Source organism: Luteococcus sanguinis, from assembly GCF_039527675.1.
GTDB lineage: Bacteria > Actinomycetota > Actinomycetes > Propionibacteriales > Propionibacteriaceae > Luteococcus > Luteococcus sanguinis.
Genome location: NZ_BAAAKI010000003.1, coordinates 51596 through 67135, shown reverse-complemented (window position 1 = coordinate 67135; position 15540 = coordinate 51596). Strand labels below are relative to the sequence as shown.

The 15540-nt window shown below is 67.1% G+C and carries 14 protein-coding genes; 9 read left to right on the top strand and 5 right to left on the bottom strand.

The window, feature by feature from the left end; translation table 11 throughout:
* Positions 1-27: 27 nt before the first annotated feature.
* The 3 genes from ndk to ABD089_RS02595 form a co-directional block, all read right to left on the bottom strand.
* The gene (ndk, locus tag ABD089_RS02605) at positions 28-441 is read right to left on the bottom strand and encodes a nucleoside-diphosphate kinase (RefSeq protein ID WP_343884645.1); all 414 of its coding nucleotides are present in this window, start codon (positions 439-441) and stop codon (positions 28-30) included.
* Between the two features lie 64 nt (positions 442-505).
* Entirely contained in the window at positions 506-856 is a 351-nt protein-coding gene (locus ABD089_RS02600; protein ID WP_343884644.1) for a DUF4233 domain-containing protein, read from the bottom strand.
* Complete coding sequence (locus ABD089_RS02595) at positions 853-2253, bottom strand: bifunctional folylpolyglutamate synthase/dihydrofolate synthase (protein ID WP_343884643.1); 1401 nt, start codon at positions 2251-2253, stop codon at positions 853-855. Before ABD089_RS02595 ends, ABD089_RS02600 begins: the two co-directional genes overlap by 4 nt.
* A gap of 61 nt (positions 2254-2314) precedes the next feature.
* Here ABD089_RS02595 and ABD089_RS02590 point away from each other — a divergent pair, with 61 nt between their 5' ends.
* Genes ABD089_RS02590 through ABD089_RS02570 form a run of 5 tightly spaced genes read left to right on the top strand, consistent with a single transcriptional unit; the run spans position 2315 to position 7974 of the window.
* Positions 2315-2857: a DoxX family protein gene (locus ABD089_RS02590; RefSeq protein WP_343884642.1), complete on the top strand. Its 543-nt coding sequence runs from the start codon at positions 2315-2317 to the stop codon at positions 2855-2857.
* Entirely contained in the window at positions 2854-3657 is an 804-nt protein-coding gene (locus tag ABD089_RS02585; protein ID WP_343884641.1) for a DsbA family protein, read from the top strand. The genes ABD089_RS02590 and ABD089_RS02585 overlap by 4 nt, the downstream gene beginning before the upstream one ends.
* A gap of 21 nt (positions 3658-3678) precedes the next feature.
* Positions 3679-4512, top strand: coding sequence for a DsbA family protein (locus ABD089_RS02580; RefSeq protein ID WP_343884640.1), 834 nt, complete (start codon positions 3679-3681; stop codon positions 4510-4512).
* A gap of 40 nt (positions 4513-4552) precedes the next feature.
* Complete coding sequence (valS, locus tag ABD089_RS02575; protein WP_343884639.1) at positions 4553-7180, top strand: valine--tRNA ligase; 2628 nt, start codon at positions 4553-4555, stop codon at positions 7178-7180.
* A complete protein-coding gene (locus ABD089_RS02570; RefSeq protein ID WP_343884638.1) occupies positions 7180-7974 on the top strand; it encodes a Cof-type HAD-IIB family hydrolase in 795 nt (264 codons plus the stop codon). The genes valS and ABD089_RS02570 overlap by 1 nt, the downstream gene beginning before the upstream one ends.
* On the opposite strand, the gene ABD089_RS02565 is transcribed toward ABD089_RS02570, so the two are convergent.
* On the bottom strand, positions 7967-10054 hold the full coding sequence (locus ABD089_RS02565) for an acyltransferase family protein (protein ID WP_343884637.1): 2088 nt from the start codon (positions 10052-10054) through the stop codon (positions 7967-7969). The two genes, ABD089_RS02570 and ABD089_RS02565, sit on opposite strands and share 8 nt — an antisense overlap.
* A 166-nt stretch (positions 10055-10220) precedes the next feature.
* Here ABD089_RS02565 and ABD089_RS02560 point away from each other — a divergent pair, with 166 nt between their 5' ends.
* From ABD089_RS02560 to ABD089_RS02550, 3 genes are all read left to right on the top strand, one after another.
* A complete protein-coding gene (locus tag ABD089_RS02560; protein ID WP_343884636.1) occupies positions 10221-12407 on the top strand; it encodes an ABC transporter substrate-binding protein/permease in 2187 nt (728 codons plus the stop codon).
* 26 nt (positions 12408-12433) lie between these two features.
* On the top strand, positions 12434-13201 hold the full coding sequence (locus ABD089_RS02555; protein WP_425560018.1) for an amino acid ABC transporter ATP-binding protein: 768 nt from the start codon (positions 12434-12436) through the stop codon (positions 13199-13201).
* A gap of 122 nt (positions 13202-13323) precedes the next feature.
* On the top strand, positions 13324-13632 hold the full coding sequence (locus tag ABD089_RS02550) for a hypothetical protein (protein WP_343884635.1): 309 nt from the start codon (positions 13324-13326) through the stop codon (positions 13630-13632).
* 28 nt (positions 13633-13660) lie between these two features.
* On the opposite strand, the gene ABD089_RS02545 is transcribed toward ABD089_RS02550, so the two are convergent.
* Entirely contained in the window at positions 13661-14227 is a 567-nt protein-coding gene (locus ABD089_RS02545; protein WP_343884634.1) for a hypothetical protein, read from the bottom strand.
* Between the two features lie 316 nt (positions 14228-14543).
* Between ABD089_RS02545 and ABD089_RS02540 the strand changes: the two genes are divergently transcribed.
* The gene (locus ABD089_RS02540) at positions 14544-15485 is read left to right on the top strand and encodes a PRC and DUF2382 domain-containing protein (RefSeq protein ID WP_343884633.1); all 942 of its coding nucleotides are present in this window, start codon (positions 14544-14546) and stop codon (positions 15483-15485) included.
* Positions 15486-15540: the final 55 nt, after the last annotated feature.

Below are 15540 nucleotides of genomic sequence, written 5' to 3'. Positions count from 1 at the left end.
CCGTTCGGTGGATTGGTCATCGAAACCTCACAGGTTCGGGAACCAGATGGCGATCTCGCGCTCGGCTGATTCCGGGGCGTCGGAGGCGTGCACCAGGTTTCGGTTCGTGAACAGCGAGAAGTCGCCGCGGATCGTCCCAGGGGCGGCGACGGCCGAGTCGGTGATGCCGTGCAGGGAACGGACGGCCTCGATGGCGCACTCCCCCTCGAGCACCAGTGAGACCAGCGGACCGGAGGTGACGAACTGCTCCAACCCGGGGTAGTAGTCACGGCCGACGTGCTCGGCATAGTGCGCCTGGGCCGTCGCGACGTCGGCAGTGCGGAGCTCGAGGGCGACGATCCGGAGGCCCTTGGCCTCGTAGCGGGAGACGATCTCGCCCACCAGGCGACGCTCGACGGCGTCAGGCTTCAACAGGACGAGGGTGCGCTGCGATGCGGTCATGTCCCGAGACTACTAGGAGGAATACCACTTGGGCATCGCCCGGCGGACGACCTCTGCCTCGACCTCAGGCGCGGAACTGGGCCTGGTCGGCCTCGATCTTGCGTCCCAGCAGGAAGCTGACGATCCAGATCACCGCCAGGATCGCGCCCATCAGGTACATCCCGGGGGTCAGCAGCCCCAGCAGGACACCGGCCACCTGCGTCGCCCAGGCCAGCCACCAGCCCCAGGGCTTGCGCAGCACGCCGCAGGAGACCAGCGCCATCAGGCAGGCGATCACGACCCAGACCGCCGCATGGGCGGGGTGTGCGGAATCGACCATGATCATCACGGGGTAGGCGAGGGCGAAGATCAGCACCTCGAAGGCCAGCAGCGTCACCAGCGCCCGGTTCATCGGGTTGTCGTTGCGGAGCCTCACCACTCGTCCTCTTCGTCGTCCATCCGCCGGCTGACGGGAATGTACTGCTCGTCGGCCTCTTCCGCCCGGCTGGCACCGGGGCCCTTGAACAGGGCACGCACCTCGCCGGCGAGGATCACGGAGCCCGCGACGACGACGCCACCCCCGGTGCCGGCCAGGTCGGCGAACTCCATCGCCATGTCGATGGCCGCCGTGACATTGGGCGCCTGGGAGACACACTCGGCGCCGAAGGCACCGATGGCGCGGTCGGCCAGCTCCTCGACGGCCATGCCCCGGTCGGTGGAGCTGACCTTGGTGACGATGATGCGGTCCATGTGCTCGGCGAAGATCGAGAGCACCTCGTCCACGGCCTTGTCGGCCATCATCGCGACGACGCCGACGGTGGGCGTCAGGTCGAAGTTCTCGTCCAGCGCGGCCATCGTCGCGCGGGCGCCGTGCGGGTTGTGGCAGGTGTCGAGGACCACCGGCGGCGACTTGCGGATGAGCTCAAGCCGGGCGGGCGCCTCGACGGCCGCAAAGCCGTCCACGACCACCTCGGGCTGCAGCGCGCGTCCGCCGAGCAGTGCCTCGACCGCAGCCAGCGCCAAGGCGGCATTGCGGGCCATGTGCTCGCCGTAGACGGGCAGGTGGATGTCGCCGACCGGGCCTTCGGCGCCGTTGATGCGCAACAGCTGCCCACCAACGGCCTGGGTGCGCTCCAGCAGGGCGAAGTCTCGCCCCTCCAGCACCATCCGGGCGCCCACCTCGGTGCAGCGCTCCAGCAGAACGGCTGCAGCCTCGGGCTGCTGGCCGGCGATGACGGCGGTCGCGCCCTGTTTGATGACCCCGGCCTTCTCGCCCGCGATCTCCTCGATCGTGTCGCCAAGGATGTGCATGTGGTCAAGGTCGATCGGGCAGACCACGGCGACCTGCGCCTCGACGACACTCGTCGCATCCCAGGAGCCGCCCAACCCGACCTCGACGACCATCACGTCGACCGGTGCGTCGGCGAAGGCGGCGTAGGCCAGCCCAGTCATCACCTCGAAGAAGGTCATCGACACACCGTCCAGCTGCTGCGCGTCGACCATCTCGACGTAGGGACGGATGTCATCCCACAGCTCGTCGAAGCGCTGATGGCTGATCGGATCGCCGTCGATGCAGATCCGCTCGGTGAGGTCGACCAGGTGCGGGGACGAGAATCGTCCGGTCCGTAGCCCGTTCGAGCGCAGCAGCGCGTCGACCATGATGGCCGTCGACCCCTTGCCGTTGGTGCCTGCGATCTGGATCGCGGGGGCGGACTTCTCGGGGTTGCCCAACAGGTCGCACAGGGCTTTGATGCGGGCCAGTGAGGGGGCGATGCGGTGCTCGGGCCAGCGGCCGATGAGCTGGGCGACGATCTCGTCGTGGGCGTTGGTCATGGTGCGCCCAAGACTACCGGCGCCCCCGGGCGGTGTTGTCCTGCCCGGTTATGATGCGCCTGTGATTGAAGCAAGCCAGCGCACCTGGCGGGACTGGGTCGGCCTGGCAGCGCGACTCATCCTGGGCGGTGCACTGTTCTATGCCGGCGCGGCCAAGGTGATGCATCCCGACCAGAGCGTGCTCGCGGTGCGGGCCTATCAGTTGGACTTCATCCCCTATGAGCTGCAGAAGCTCATTGGCTACGGGCTGCCCATCTTCGAGTTGATGTTGGGCCTACTGGTGCTGGCCGGAATCTTCACCCGCGTCACCGCGGCGACCGGTGCCGTGCTGATGCTCGTGTTCATCGCCGGCATCGCCAGCGTCTGGGCCCGTGGCCTGTCGATCGACTGCGGCTGCTTCGGCGGCGGCGGACAGACCGACGACCCCCAGTACTTCACCGAGATCATCCGCGACTCGGTCTTCGCGCTGTCCGGCCTCTGGCTGGTCTGGCGCCCTCGTACCCCCTTCAGCGTGGACAACTGGCTCTTCCGCCCAATCACCACCTCCCACCTGGCCGAGACCACCGACCTGGACGACGAACTCGTCCGAGAGGACATCCGATGAGCAAGAAGACCGAAACCACCTCGGGCGCCACGTCTGCGCAGAACCGCCGCGAACAGCTGCGCCTGAAGCAGGAGGCCGAGGCGCGTCAGCAACGCACCATGCGCATCATCGGCATCGCGGCCGCCCTCCTCGCGCTGGTGGTCGTCGCCGTCGTGGGTGTGGTCCTCGTGCAGAACAACCGCAACAAGGTGGAGGCGGCCAGCGCGCAGGGCACCCCGGTGAACGCGAACGCGGACAAATCCGGCATCGTCGTCAACCCGGGCAAGGCCAAGAGCGGCGCGCCGGTGGTGACCGTCTACCTCGACTACCAGTGCCCCATCTGCAAGCAGGCCGAGACGACCGTCGGACCGGCGCTGGAGGCCTTGGCAGAGAAGGGCGACATCAGCCTGGAGTACCGGACGATGAAGTTCATGGACACCAATCTGTCCAACACCGCCTCGACCCGCGCGGCCGTGGCCGCTGCCTGCTCCGACAACCAGGGCGTCTACGCCAAGTACCACGACGAGGTCTACGCCAACCAGGCCCAGCAGGAGGTCCAGGGTTCCGAGGGCTACAGCGACAAGCTGCTCAAGGAGACCATCCCCGCAGCCGTGGGCCTGAGTGGCGAGAAGCTCACCAGCTTCCAGCAGTGCTACGACGCCCAGGCGACCCTCGACTTCGTCAAGGGCACAGACGACAAGGCTGGAGCAGCGGGCGTCACGTCCACCCCGACCTTCAAGGTCAACGACAACCAGATCGACTGGACCACCCTGGGCACCACCGAGGAGTCCGCGCTGGCCGCCATCAAGGCCGCGGCCTGATCGCTCCGGGCTGAGTCGAGCATGAGCGCCCGCAAGTCGTCAGCCGCCAAGGCCGCCCGGCGAGACGAACTCCGTCGCGAGGCCCTGCGCCAGCAGCAGGCAGCCGAGGTGGCCGAGCAGCGCCGCCGCCGCCTGATCGGCATCGGAATGGCCGTGGCAGCGATCGTGCTGACCACTGTCCTGGCCACGGTTTGGCTCACGCGCGACAAGCCCGCCGACTTGACCGCCGCCACCACGCCCCCGCACGCGAACGCGGACGACTCCGGCATCGTCGTGAACCCGGGAACGTCGAAGGTGGGCGTCCCGGTGGTCGCCCTCTACGTCGACTACCAGTGCCCCAACTGCAAGGAACTTGAGTCGAATATCGGCGCCAACCTGCTGTCGCTGGCCGACAAGGGCGACATCACGCTCGAGTACCGGACGATGACCTTCATGGACACGAACCTGCGCAACTCCGCGTCCACCCGGGCCGCGGTCGGCGCCGCCTGCGCGGACTGGGCCGGCGTCTACGCGAAGTACCACGACGCCGTGTTCGCCCGCCAAGCAGCCGAGGAGGTCCAGGGCTCGGAGGGCTACTCCGACGCCCTGCTGCGTGACGAGATCCCGGAGCAGCTGGGCGTGGGTGGGGCGAAGCTCACCAGCTACCAGCAGTGCTACGACCAACGAACCAGCGAGGCCTTCGTCCAGACAACGGACGACGCGGCCGGAGCGGCGGGCGTGACCGGGACCCCCACCGTCCATGTCGACGGGAAGAGCCTTGAGTGGTTGGACCAGTCCACCCACGCCTTCCTGCCGTGGGCCTCGGGTGGGCAGAGCGACGCGACCGTGCTCGCGGCGATCACCGCGGCCGGATAGTCGTTCGGAGCCACCTCGAGCGTTCACTAAGCTGTGCCGCATGAACTCCATGCCCGAGCAGACCGTGACCGCGACGACCCCGATCCGGGGTCAGGTACCGGACAAGCCGGCACTGGAGGGCCTCGAGACCAAATGGTCACAGTCCTGGCAGGACGAGCAGACCTACACCTTTCGTCGTCCCGAGCTTGACCTCACCGACGCTGCCAGCCGCGCGGCTGCCCGCGCGCAGGTCTTCTCGATCGACACCCCGCCGCCGACCGTGTCCGGTTCGCTGCACGTCGGCCATGTGTTCAGCTACACCCACACCGACGTCATTGCGCGCTACCAGCGAATGACCGGCAAGCAGGTCTTCTATCCGATGGGCTGGGACGACAACGGCCTGCCCACCGAGCGTCGCGTGCAGAACTTCTACGGCGTGCGCTGCGACCCTTCCGTGCCTTATGACCCCGACTTCACTCCCCCGGCCAAGCCGGACCCCAAGAAGCAGGTGCCGATCAGCCGCCGCAACTTCGTGGCACTGTGCCACGAGCTGACCGCGACCGACGAGCAGGTGTTCGAGAACCTGTGGCGCAGAGTTGGCCTGTCGGTGGACTGGAACGAGCTCTACACCACCATCGGCGACGAGTCCCAGCGCATTGCACAGCTGGCCTTCCTGCGCAACTTCTCTCGCGGTGAGGCCTACCTGTCGGAGGCCCCGACAATGTGGGATGTCAGCTTCCAGACCGCTGTTGCCCAGGCTGAGCTGGAGGCCCGTGACTATCCCGGCGCCTACCACCGCATCGGCTTCAGCCGTCCGGACGGCGAGAAGGTCTGGATCGAGACCACTCGTCCGGAACTGATCCCGTCGGTCTGTGCCCTGATCGCGCACCCGGACGACGAGCGCTACCAGCCACTGTTCGGCACCACTGTGAAGTCTCCTGTCTTCAATGTGGAGATCCCAGTGCTGGCGCACCCCGCCGCCGAGAAGGACAAGGGCGCCGGCATCGCCATGTGCTGCACCTTCGGCGACCTCACCGACGTGATCTGGTGGCGCGAGCTCCAGCTCCCGATGCGCACCATCATCAACCGCGACGGACGACTGCAGGCCGAGACCCCCGAGTGGCTGGTCGACGCTTCCTTCTATCCGGAGATGGCCACCAAGACCACCTTCAGCGCGCGGGCCGCGATCGTCGACAAGCTGCGCGAGACCGGGGAGATGGACGGCGAGCCGAAGCCCACCCAGCGCATGGCGAACTTCTACGAGAAGGGCGACAAGCCCCTGGAGATCGTCTCGACCCGCCAGTGGTACATCGCCAACGGCGGCCGGGACGAGGCTCTCAAGGCCAAGCTGGTGGCCCGCGGCAACGAGATCGCATGGACCCCCGAGCACATGAAGCACAGGTACGACAACTGGGTCGGCGGCCTGAACGGTGACTGGCTGATCAGCCGCCAGCGCTTCTTCGGCGTGCCCTTCCCGGTCTGGTACCCCACCGACGCTGAGGGTGAGCCGGACTACACGCGTCCGATCACCGCCGACGAGGCCAGCCTGCCGGTCGACCCCTCCTCCGATGCCCCCGCTGGGTACCAGGAGTCGCAGCGCAACCAGCCGAACGGCTTCATCGCCGACCCGGACGTGATGGACACCTGGGCGACCAGCTCCCTGTCCCCGGAGCTCGCCACGGGCTGGCAGCGCGACGAGGAACTGTTCGCGCTGACCTTCCCGATGGACATCGCCCCGCAGGCGCACGACATCATCCGCACCTGGCTGTTCAGCCGCGTGGTGCGCTCGAACTTCGAGTTCGACCAGGTGCCGTGGAGGCGCGCCACCATCTCGGGCTTCGTGGTCGACCCCGACCGCAAGAAGATGAGCAAGTCCAAGGGAAATGTCGTCGTCCCGACCGAGATCCTCGACAAGTACGGAGCCGACGCGGTGCGCTGGCGTGCCGCGATGGCCCGGCCGGGACTGGACTCCCCCTTCGACGAGACCCAGATGAAGGTCGGACGTCGTCTGGCGATGAAGGTGCTCAACGCCTCCAAGTTCGTGCTGGGCATGAGCGGCGATGCAGGGCGCCCCTCCACGACGGCCGAGCTTGTCGAGGCACCGGTCGACCTGGCCATGCTCGCCGGCCTGCGCGGCGTGGTCGAGAAGGCCACCGAGAGCTTCGAGCGCTACGACTACACCGGCGGCCTGGAAGCGGCCGAGGGCTTCTTCTGGAGCTTCTGCGACGACTACCTCGAGACGGTCAAGGAGCGCGCCTACGGCTCGCAGGGCGAGGCCGCCGCTGCCAGCGCCCAGACAGCGCTGCGCAGCGCGCTGGACGTCATGCTGCGCCTGTTCGCGCCCTTCCTGCCCTTCGTCACCGAGGAGGTCTGGAGCTGGTTCAAGGACGGGTCGGTGCACACCGCCGCCTGGCCCACCACCGACGAGCTGCCCGCCTCCGGTGACCCGCGGCTACTGGCTGACCTCGCCACCGCGCTGATCGCGCTGCGCGGCGCGAAGTCGAACGCCAAGGTGTCCATGAAGACTGAGGTGACCCGCGCAGAGTTCGTAGGCCAGGCCGATGTGCTGGTTCGTCTCAAGGCATTCGAGGCTGATCTGGGGGCGGTGGGACGCATCACCGGAGAGGTGGTCTGGACGGTCGCAGAGCAGCCACTGTCGGTGGAGGTCAAGCTGGCGGAGCAGGCCTGATGAAGGCCGTCGCCATCGATCTGGACGGGACGCTGCTGCGCACGGGCGCCACCTTCGACACTGACCGTTTCGAGCGGGTGCTGGATGCGTGCCTGGCGCAGGGCGTCCACGTCGTCATCGCGTCCGGGCGGCAGTACCTGTCGATGAAGAAGATGTTCGCCCGTCCCGACCTGCTCGCCTTCGTCAGCGACAACGGGGCCGTCGTGGTGGACGTCGACGCGGAGCAGGTCCGGGTGGCGACCGTCGAGCCTGAGGTGCTGGCCCACGCCGTGGCCCTGGTGGACGAGCACGCGGAACTCCGGGCGGTGGCCAGTGGTCCCGACGGGGCCTGGCTGCGCAAGGACTCCCCAAAGATCATGATCAAGGCGATGCACTCGGCCTACGAGAACGTCGGCATGGTCGACTCGCTGACCCAGATCGACGGCCCGGTCGTGAAGCTGCACTTGATCACGCACGAGGGACAGTCCTGGCGTCTGGCCGAGCAGTTGTCCGCCAGCCTCGACGAGCACCTCGTCCCGGTGACCACCGGGCACCAGGGCATCGACCTGATCGTCCCGGGCCGGCACAAGCGCTGGGGCCTGCAGGCCCTGCTGGACCGCTGGGACGTCGACTGGGACGACGTGGTGGCCTTCGGCGACTCGGGCAACGACGTGGAGATGCTCGCCGCTGCGGGCACCAGCTACGCGATGGCCAAGGCCGAGGAGTCCGCGATCGCCGTGGCGACGCACCGCGCCGGGTCCAACGAGGAGGCCGGCGTGCTGGTCGTCCTCGAGGACCTGCTCGGCATCAGCTGAGGTTGGTCCCCAGCTTCTTGGCCTGCGTCAGCAGCGCCTTCTCCAGCACCGGCGACAGCGCCTTGGCGTAGGTGGCGGTGATGTGTGATCCCTGGCGATAGGTCAGGATTCCGCCGACGACGGGCTGGCAGGTCTCGGTGCGGCAGATCCACGGGTCCATGTTGATGTAGCCCTCATCGGCACCGTCCTCGGCCGCCGCGTCGACCATGGCGCGCAGCGCGGCGCTGCCGTTGCCTGCCTTGGGGGGGAAGGTGCAGGCGGTGGCGTAGTCGTCCGGGTGACCGGCGACGCAGCGGTAGACCTCCATGCCCGGGCTCTGCGTGTCCGAGAGGGCCACGAGCGGGATCTTGAGCGCCCCGACCTTCTTGGCGTTGGCGCGCAGGCCGGTCAGCAGGTCGGCTGCATTCGGGTCTCGGCCATCGAGGGAGGCCGTCGACTCGCCCGTGCTGGTGATGACGAGGTCCAGGCCCTTCTCGGCGGCGATGGCCTTGGCGACGTTGGCGCTCCACTCGCGGCACTGGGGGTAGTCCTTGCCCGCTTCGCTCTGCTGGTCGGCGTCAGCCCAGGCACACGCCGACTTGGTGTAGGTGATGATCTGCCAGCCGCGGTCGTCCCCGATCGCGTCGAGGGCCGGCAGCCATTGCAGCACCTTCGAGTCGCCGACCAGGACGACCTTGGTGTTGGCCCCCTTGGTACCGAATCGACAGCGCAGGGCGGTGGTCTCGTCCACCCCTGCCTGGCAACCCTTGGCGTAGGCCTCGGGCAGGTCCTCGTCCGCGAGCGCAGGATTGGGCACGATCTCGGCGTAGGGGGTGACCTCGGACGAGGCTCCCGGCGTCGGAACGCCGGAGGGAAGACTCTGGACGGTCGACGTCCGGGCCGCCGCCTCGAACTGGAGCCCCAGATGGGACAGCGCCAGCCCGGCGATGGTGCCGATGGCCGCGAGGTTGAGGCCGACGGACAGGACGATGCCCGGGTTCTTCTTGCCCCACGCGCCGTGGCGGATGGGGTTCTCGAGGAAGCGGTTGGTCAACCACGCGGGGATGATCGAGACAAGCGCCAACAGCGTCCCCTGCCACCAGCTCAAGCCGTTCCAGCGCAGTGCGGCGATGGCGATGATCGGCCAGTGCCACAGGTACAGCGAGTACGACAGGCCACCCAGCCAGACCAGCGGCGCCTTGCCCAACCAGCGCACCGGTCCGGCAGCCCCGGCGCTGGCGCCACCCGCGATCACCGCTGCGGTGCCCAGGGTGGGGACGAGCGCTGCTGCGCCCGGCCACGGAGTGCGGGTGGAGAAGACGAAGGCGGTCAGGGCCACGGCCGCCAGGCCGCCCCAGGCGATCGCGCGTCCGACCTCGGGCCTGAGGCGGTCCCAGACCCCGGCCAGCACGGCGGTGAGGGCGCCCAGTCCGAGCTCCCACAGGCGGGTGGTGGTGACGAAGTAGGCGTCGGCCGGCGACTTGGCGGTGTACCACAGCGACCACGCCAACGACGGGATGGTGATGGCCAGCAGGCCGAGCAGCAGCATGGGGCGCGGTACACGGTGCAACCGTCGGGCCACCAGCGCGAACAGCAGGATCACCACGGGCCAGACGAAGTAGAACTGCTCCTCCACGGCCAGTGACCAGAAGTGCTGCGCCGGGCTGGCGAGCTGTCCCTCGGCCAGGTAGTCGATCGACTGCGAGGCCAGCCGCCAGTTGACGAGGTTCATCGCCGACCAGGTGATGTCGCCGCCGATGCGCGCCCAGTCCATCCGGGAAACCAGCAGCTTGGTGGCCAGTGCGGTAGAGGCCAGGACGAGCGTGGCCGCAGGCAGCAACCGGCGGATGCGGCGGGCCCAGAACTGGGCCAGGTTCACCCGTCCGGTCTTCTCCACCTCGCGGATCAGCACGCCGGTGATCAGGAAGCCTGAGATGACGAAGAAGACGTCCACGCCGGCGAAGCCACCCCGCACCACGGGAATGCCTGCGTGATACAGCAGCACGAGGCCGACGGCCACTGCGCGCAAGCCCTCGATGTCGGGGCGGAAGCGGGGTGCGGCCGGAGCCGGCTCGGCAGTACGGCGGGGAAGTTCGGTCATCGGGTCTCCGGTTGGGGATGTCGACCCAAGATAACGTCCCACCCCCTGCCTCGGCCGAGGCAACGCCGTGTGGGGCAAGCAACACACTCTAGTGTGTGACTGTCGCGGAGCATTCGTCCGTTGACCGCTGCGGCCCGAGTTGGGGCCGACGACAGGAGGAACCGGGATGTATCGACGCACCACTGCCTGGGTGCGCAGCCTGCTGGGCATCGTGGTCATCGGCCTGCTGGCCATGATCGCACCGCTCGCGGCTCCACTGGCCCACGCCGACGACACCCACCCTGCCCAGGGCAAGCACTATGTGATCGGCACCGACACCACCTTCGCACCCTTCGAGATGCGCGACCCCAAGACCGGGCAGATGGTCGGCATCGACATGGACCTGATCCGCGCCATCGCCAAGGACCAGGGATTCACCATCGACATCAAGTCCCTCGGCTTCGACGCCGCCGTCCAAGCCCTCAAGGCAGGACAGGTCGACGCCGTCATGGCCGGCATGTCCATCACCGACGAACGCAAGAAGACCTTGGACTTCACCGACGGCTACTTCGAGTCCGGGCTCCAGGTCGCGGTCGCGAAGGGATCGTCCATCACCTCACTGGACGGTCTCAAGGGCCAGCGAGTCGCCGTGAAGAACGGGACTGCCGGCGCGGACTACGCCAAGTCGATCGCCGCACAATACGGATTCTCGACGGTCTCCTTCACCGATACCTCCAACATGATCAACGATGTCAAGGTCGGCAACTCCGCCGCCTTCATCGACGACTACCCCGTCGTGCTCTACGGCATCCAACAGGGCAGCGGCATGCAGGTGGTCGGCGACAAGGTCAAGGGCAACTCCTACGGCGTTGCCGTCCAGAAGGGCCAGGACGCAGAACTTGTCCAGGCCTTCAACCTCGGCCTGGCCGAGATGAAGTCGGACGGTAGTTACGACAGCTTGGTCGGCAAGTACCTGGGAACCGGGCTGGCCGTGGCCAACGACACGGACAAGCCCGCCCAAGGCAAGCACTATGTCATCGGCACCGACACCACCTTCGCGCCCTTCGAGATGCGCGACCCCAAGACCGGCGAGATGGTCGGCATCGACATGGACCTGATCCGCGCCATCGCCAAGGACCAGGGCTTCACCATCGACATCAAGTCCCTCGGCTTCGACGCCGCCGTCCAAGCCCTCAAGGCAGGACAGGTCGACGCCGTCATGGCCGGCATGTCCATCACCGACGAACGCAAGAAGACCTTGGACTTCACCGACGGCTACTTCGAGTCCGGGCTCCAAGTGGCTGTCGCCGAGGGTTCCTCGATCGCCAGCCTGGACGACTTGAAGGGGAAGAAGGTGGCGGTCAAGAACGGAACCGCCGGCGCGGACTACGCCAAGTCGATCTCGGGACAGTACGGCTTCACGACCACCTCCTTCAGTGACACCTCCAACATGATCAACGACGTCAAGGTCGGCAACTCCGCCGCCTTCATCGACGACTACCCCGTCGTGCTCTACGGCATCCAACAGGGCAGCGGCATGCAGGTGGTCGGCGACAAGGTCAAGGGCAACTCCTACGGCGTCGCGGTCAACAAGGGACAGCACCCCGAACTCGTCCAGGCCTTCAACATCGGTCTGAACAACCTCAAGGCCAGCGGCCAGTACCAGACCATCAACGAGACCTACCTCGGCTCAACCGCCACCCAACGCGACGGTTTCTGGCAGATATTGCGCCAGTCGCTGCCGTCCATGCTGCGTGGTCTCGGGACGACCGTGCTGGCCACGGCGTGCGCCCTGCTGGGCGCCACCGTCCTTGGCCTGGTCTTCGGCATGTTCAAGGTGGGCGGCAACCGCGTCCTGAGGTTCCTGGCGAACACCTACGTCAACATCTTCCGCGGGACTCCGCTGCTGGTGCAGCTCTTCTTCATCTACTTCACGGTCCCGCCACTGCTGACCAAACTCGTGGGGCACCACGTCGGGCTGGGTGCCTTCACAGCGGGCGTCTTGGCCCTCGGCCTGAATGCTGGCGCCTACATGACCGAGATCGTGCGAGGGGGCATCCAGTCGGTTGACCCCGGACAACTGGAGGCGGCTCGTTCGCTGGGGCTGTCGTACGGGACCTCGATGCGCAAGGTCGTCGTCCCCCAGGCCGTGAAGATCGCCACTCCGAGTTTCATCAACCAGTTCATCATCACTTTGAAGGACACCTCGCTGGTTGCGGTCATCGGCCTGGCCGAACTCACCTACCAGGGCCAGCAGATCATCGCCACCAACCTTCGCTCCGAGTTGTGGTTCGTGATCGGGCTGCTGTACTTCATCGTGATCATGGCGCTGACCTGGCTCAGTAACCTCGTGGACAGGAAGGTCAACAAGTGAGCAGCAACCAGACCCGGGACGAGCTCATTGTCCATGCAGACACCTCCGTCCTGATCACGGACCGCAAGGTCGCCATCAAGGTGCGTGACCTCAAGAAGGCCTATGGCGAGCACGTCGTACTGAGCCACATCGACCTGGACGTGCACGAGGGCGAGGTCATCGCCATCATCGGCCCCTCGGGTGCTGGCAAGTCGACCCTGCTGCGCTGTTTCAACAAGCTCGAGGACGTCACCGAGGGCCACATCATCGTCAACGGGGTGGACCTCGTCGCGAAGGACACCAACCTCGACACCGTGCGCCAGAACATCGGCATGGTCTTCCAGCACTTCAACCTCTTCCCGCACATGAGCGTGATCGACAACGTCATGCTCGCTCCCCGCGAGCTGGGCAAGGGGCCGTCCGCGGAGATCCGCGAGCGCGCCCTGGCGTTGCTGGACCGCGTGGGGCTGGCCGAGAAGGCCGATGCCATGCCCAACAAGCTCTCCGGTGGGCAGAAGCAGCGGGTGGCCATTGCGCGGGCCCTGGCCATGCGTCCGTCCATCATGTTGTTCGACGAGGCCACCAGTGCGCTGGACCCGGAGATGGTGGGCGAGGTGCTGGCCGTCATCCGCGGTCTCGCCGAGGAGGGGATGACGATGGTGCTGGTCACCCACGAGATGGGCTTCGCCCGTGAGGTCGCCGACCGGGTGCTGTTCATGGCGGACGGCGTGATCAAGGAGCAGGGCTCACCTGCCGAGCTCTTCGGCAATCCCCAGGACCCCCGCACCAAGGACTTCTTGAACAAGGTGCTGTGAGTCCTGCCAGAGGGACCCCTCGGCAGGATCTGGGACCGTGGTTACGTAGGTTCCCCGAGCTTGTCGAGGATCCCTCCGGCCCGCTTCGGCTACATGTCGGACTCGTTCACTAGGCTCGCGCCATGCCGAGTTTCCGAGCGCAGTTCGAGGTGCTGGGCCTCCACCCGGGCCACCGTCCGCCCGAGGTGGAGGAGACCTTGGTCACCGCCATCGCGGAGAACTTCCACGTCGACTCCCGGGAGATCGACGTGGTTGCCGGGACGCCCCGGGTGACGGTGAGGTTCACCGTGCCCGATGCCAGCGGTTCAGAAGAAGAGGAGCTTGCCGTGATGGCGCGCGATGCGGCCCTCGAGGCGATCGAACCCGTGGCCCAGATCGGACGCCACTGGCTACTGGTGCGCTCCGGTGGTCGATGGGCACCCGTGGCATAGGCGCGGCGCGCCCAGTCGGCCGGTGTAATCAGTCGCAGTTGTCGCAGACGCCCGTCAGGGACATCTGCATGAAGCAGTTCGGGCAGATGTTGCCGCGCAGCGGTTCGGGGTTGGCGGGGCGCTTGGCCGTGGTGGGAGCGGCTCTTTTCACCCCGGCTGCTCGCGGCGCCTTCACGGCGCTGGCAGCGGGTGCTTCCTCCAACGTTCCCGCCCACCTGTGGTGGGCGGCCATGCGTTGGGCCGCGGCATGCTGTTCGAGGTCCCCATCCGGGATGGGGATGCGGGCAAACCTGAGCACTTCCTCCCAAGCCGGGCCGACCGTGCCATCACGGCGGACGACAAAGGCCGGCAGCAATGGTTCGCCGCGATCGGCGTTGTGCTTGGCGATGACGCCAAGTAGCGGACCGATCCACTTGCTGGCCGATTGCTTGGTGGCGATGCCGGTGCGCTGCTGCACGGTACGGGCGAGTGTCGCAGTGTCGATCGCTCCGCGCTGGCGGGAGGCCGTTGCCACGAGCACCTCGTGCGCGGCCTGGGCCCAGGCACGCACCGCGCTGACCTGGTCGATGAATTCTCCGTCAGCGCCTACCGGCATGCTCCACTCCCTGTTCTCCCGACCCGCGAACCGCTCTCGGGCCCGGAAGATTCTAGCTGGCTGCGGTGGGCCCGGCGACCGCCGCACATTTGGGTGCTGCACTGATCCCAAGCGCTTCCCACACCTGTGAGGGTGGGATGGATTCGCTATTGGCAAGGGCTTTTTCGCTCACGGCGGGAAGTCTTGCGATCATTCTTTCGACTCTTCTAACGTCGAGTTGTCGACAAACAGCGCGGCACAGCGGCACGGCCACCCGGCAACGGCGGGCCAACCGCAACCGATCGACCGGGCCTCGCCCGGAGAGAAAGGACTCACCATGACTGATGACTTCACCTCCCAGAACAGCACCCACGACTACGACCGCTTCTACGGCGCCACCGTCGTCGACCAGAACGGCGACAAGGTTGGCGACGTCGGCCAGGTCTATCTCGACGACCAGACTGGCCGCCCCACTTGGGTAACGGTCAAGACCGGGCTCTTCGGCATGAAGGAGACCTTCGTGCCGCTGGACGCGCAGGAGGTCGCCGCTGGTGACGAGATCCGCGTGCCCTATACCAAGGACTTCATCAAGGGCGCCCCCGGCGTCGACCCCGATGGCCACATCGAGGAGTCGCAGGAAGCCGAGTTGTACGCCTATTACAACCGTCAGGACGAGTACTCGACCGGACGTGAGTTCGTCGACACCGACCGCGACGTCGTCGCCGACCGGGGTGTCGCCGACCGCGACGTCAACCTGGACCGCGACGCGAACCTGGACCGTGACGCCAACCTGGACCGTGACGCCAATGGCAACGCCGACGAGCTCGTGGCCCGCGAGGAGCGCCTGAACGTCGGCACTGAGCGCGTCGAGGCTGGCCGTGCGCGTCTGCGCAAGCACGTCATCACCGAGACCCAGACCGTGACCGTCCCCGTGACCCGCGAGGAGGTTGTCGTGGAGCGCGTGCCGCTCGACGGCTCCGAGGACGTCCGCGGAGATCTGGTCGACGCGGAGACCGAGGTCGTGCTACACGAGGAGCGACCGGTCGTCAGCACGGAGACCGTCGCCACCGAGAAGGTGCGCCTCGACACCCGCGAGGTGACCGAGAACGAGACCATCCAGGCCCAGGTGCGCAAGGAGCACATCGAGGTGGACGGCGACGAGCTCGGTGGCGACCTGCGTGAGGGCGTGGACGCTGACAAGCGTTCCTTCGGCGACAAGCTGCGCGACGGCGTCGAGGACGTCAAGGACGACCTCAAGGATCGCACTGACCGCATCTGACCCGTCAGGGCGCGGGAGAACAACGACTCCAGCACAAGACACAGGGAGCGGGCCC

What these genes read in the sequence shown, in the direction of transcription:
- ndk (WP_343884645.1), bottom strand. Translation starts at nt 441, where the DNA reads ATGACCGCATCGCAGCGCACCCTCGTCCTGTTGAAGCCTGACGCCGTC.
- ABD089_RS02595 (WP_343884643.1), bottom strand. Translation starts at nt 2,253, where the DNA reads ATGACCAACGCCCACGACGAGATCGTCGCCCAGCTCATCGGCCGCTGG.
- ABD089_RS02585 (WP_343884641.1), top strand. Translation starts at nt 2,854, where the DNA reads ATGAGCAAGAAGACCGAAACCACCTCGGGCGCCACGTCTGCGCAGAAC.
- ABD089_RS02580 (WP_343884640.1), top strand. Translation starts at nt 3,679, where the DNA reads ATGAGCGCCCGCAAGTCGTCAGCCGCCAAGGCCGCCCGGCGAGACGAA.
- valS (WP_343884639.1), top strand. Translation starts at nt 4,553, where the DNA reads ATGAACTCCATGCCCGAGCAGACCGTGACCGCGACGACCCCGATCCGG.
- ABD089_RS02570 (WP_343884638.1), top strand. Translation starts at nt 7,180, where the DNA reads ATGAAGGCCGTCGCCATCGATCTGGACGGGACGCTGCTGCGCACGGGC.
- ABD089_RS02565 (WP_343884637.1), bottom strand. Translation starts at nt 10,054, where the DNA reads ATGACCGAACTTCCCCGCCGTACTGCCGAGCCGGCTCCGGCCGCACCC.
- ABD089_RS02560 (WP_343884636.1), top strand. Translation starts at nt 10,221, where the DNA reads ATGTATCGACGCACCACTGCCTGGGTGCGCAGCCTGCTGGGCATCGTG.
- ABD089_RS02550 (WP_343884635.1), top strand. Translation starts at nt 13,324, where the DNA reads ATGCCGAGTTTCCGAGCGCAGTTCGAGGTGCTGGGCCTCCACCCGGGC.
- ABD089_RS02545 (WP_343884634.1), bottom strand. Translation starts at nt 14,227, where the DNA reads ATGCCGGTAGGCGCTGACGGAGAATTCATCGACCAGGTCAGCGCGGTG.
- ABD089_RS02540 (WP_343884633.1), top strand. Translation starts at nt 14,544, where the DNA reads ATGACTGATGACTTCACCTCCCAGAACAGCACCCACGACTACGACCGC.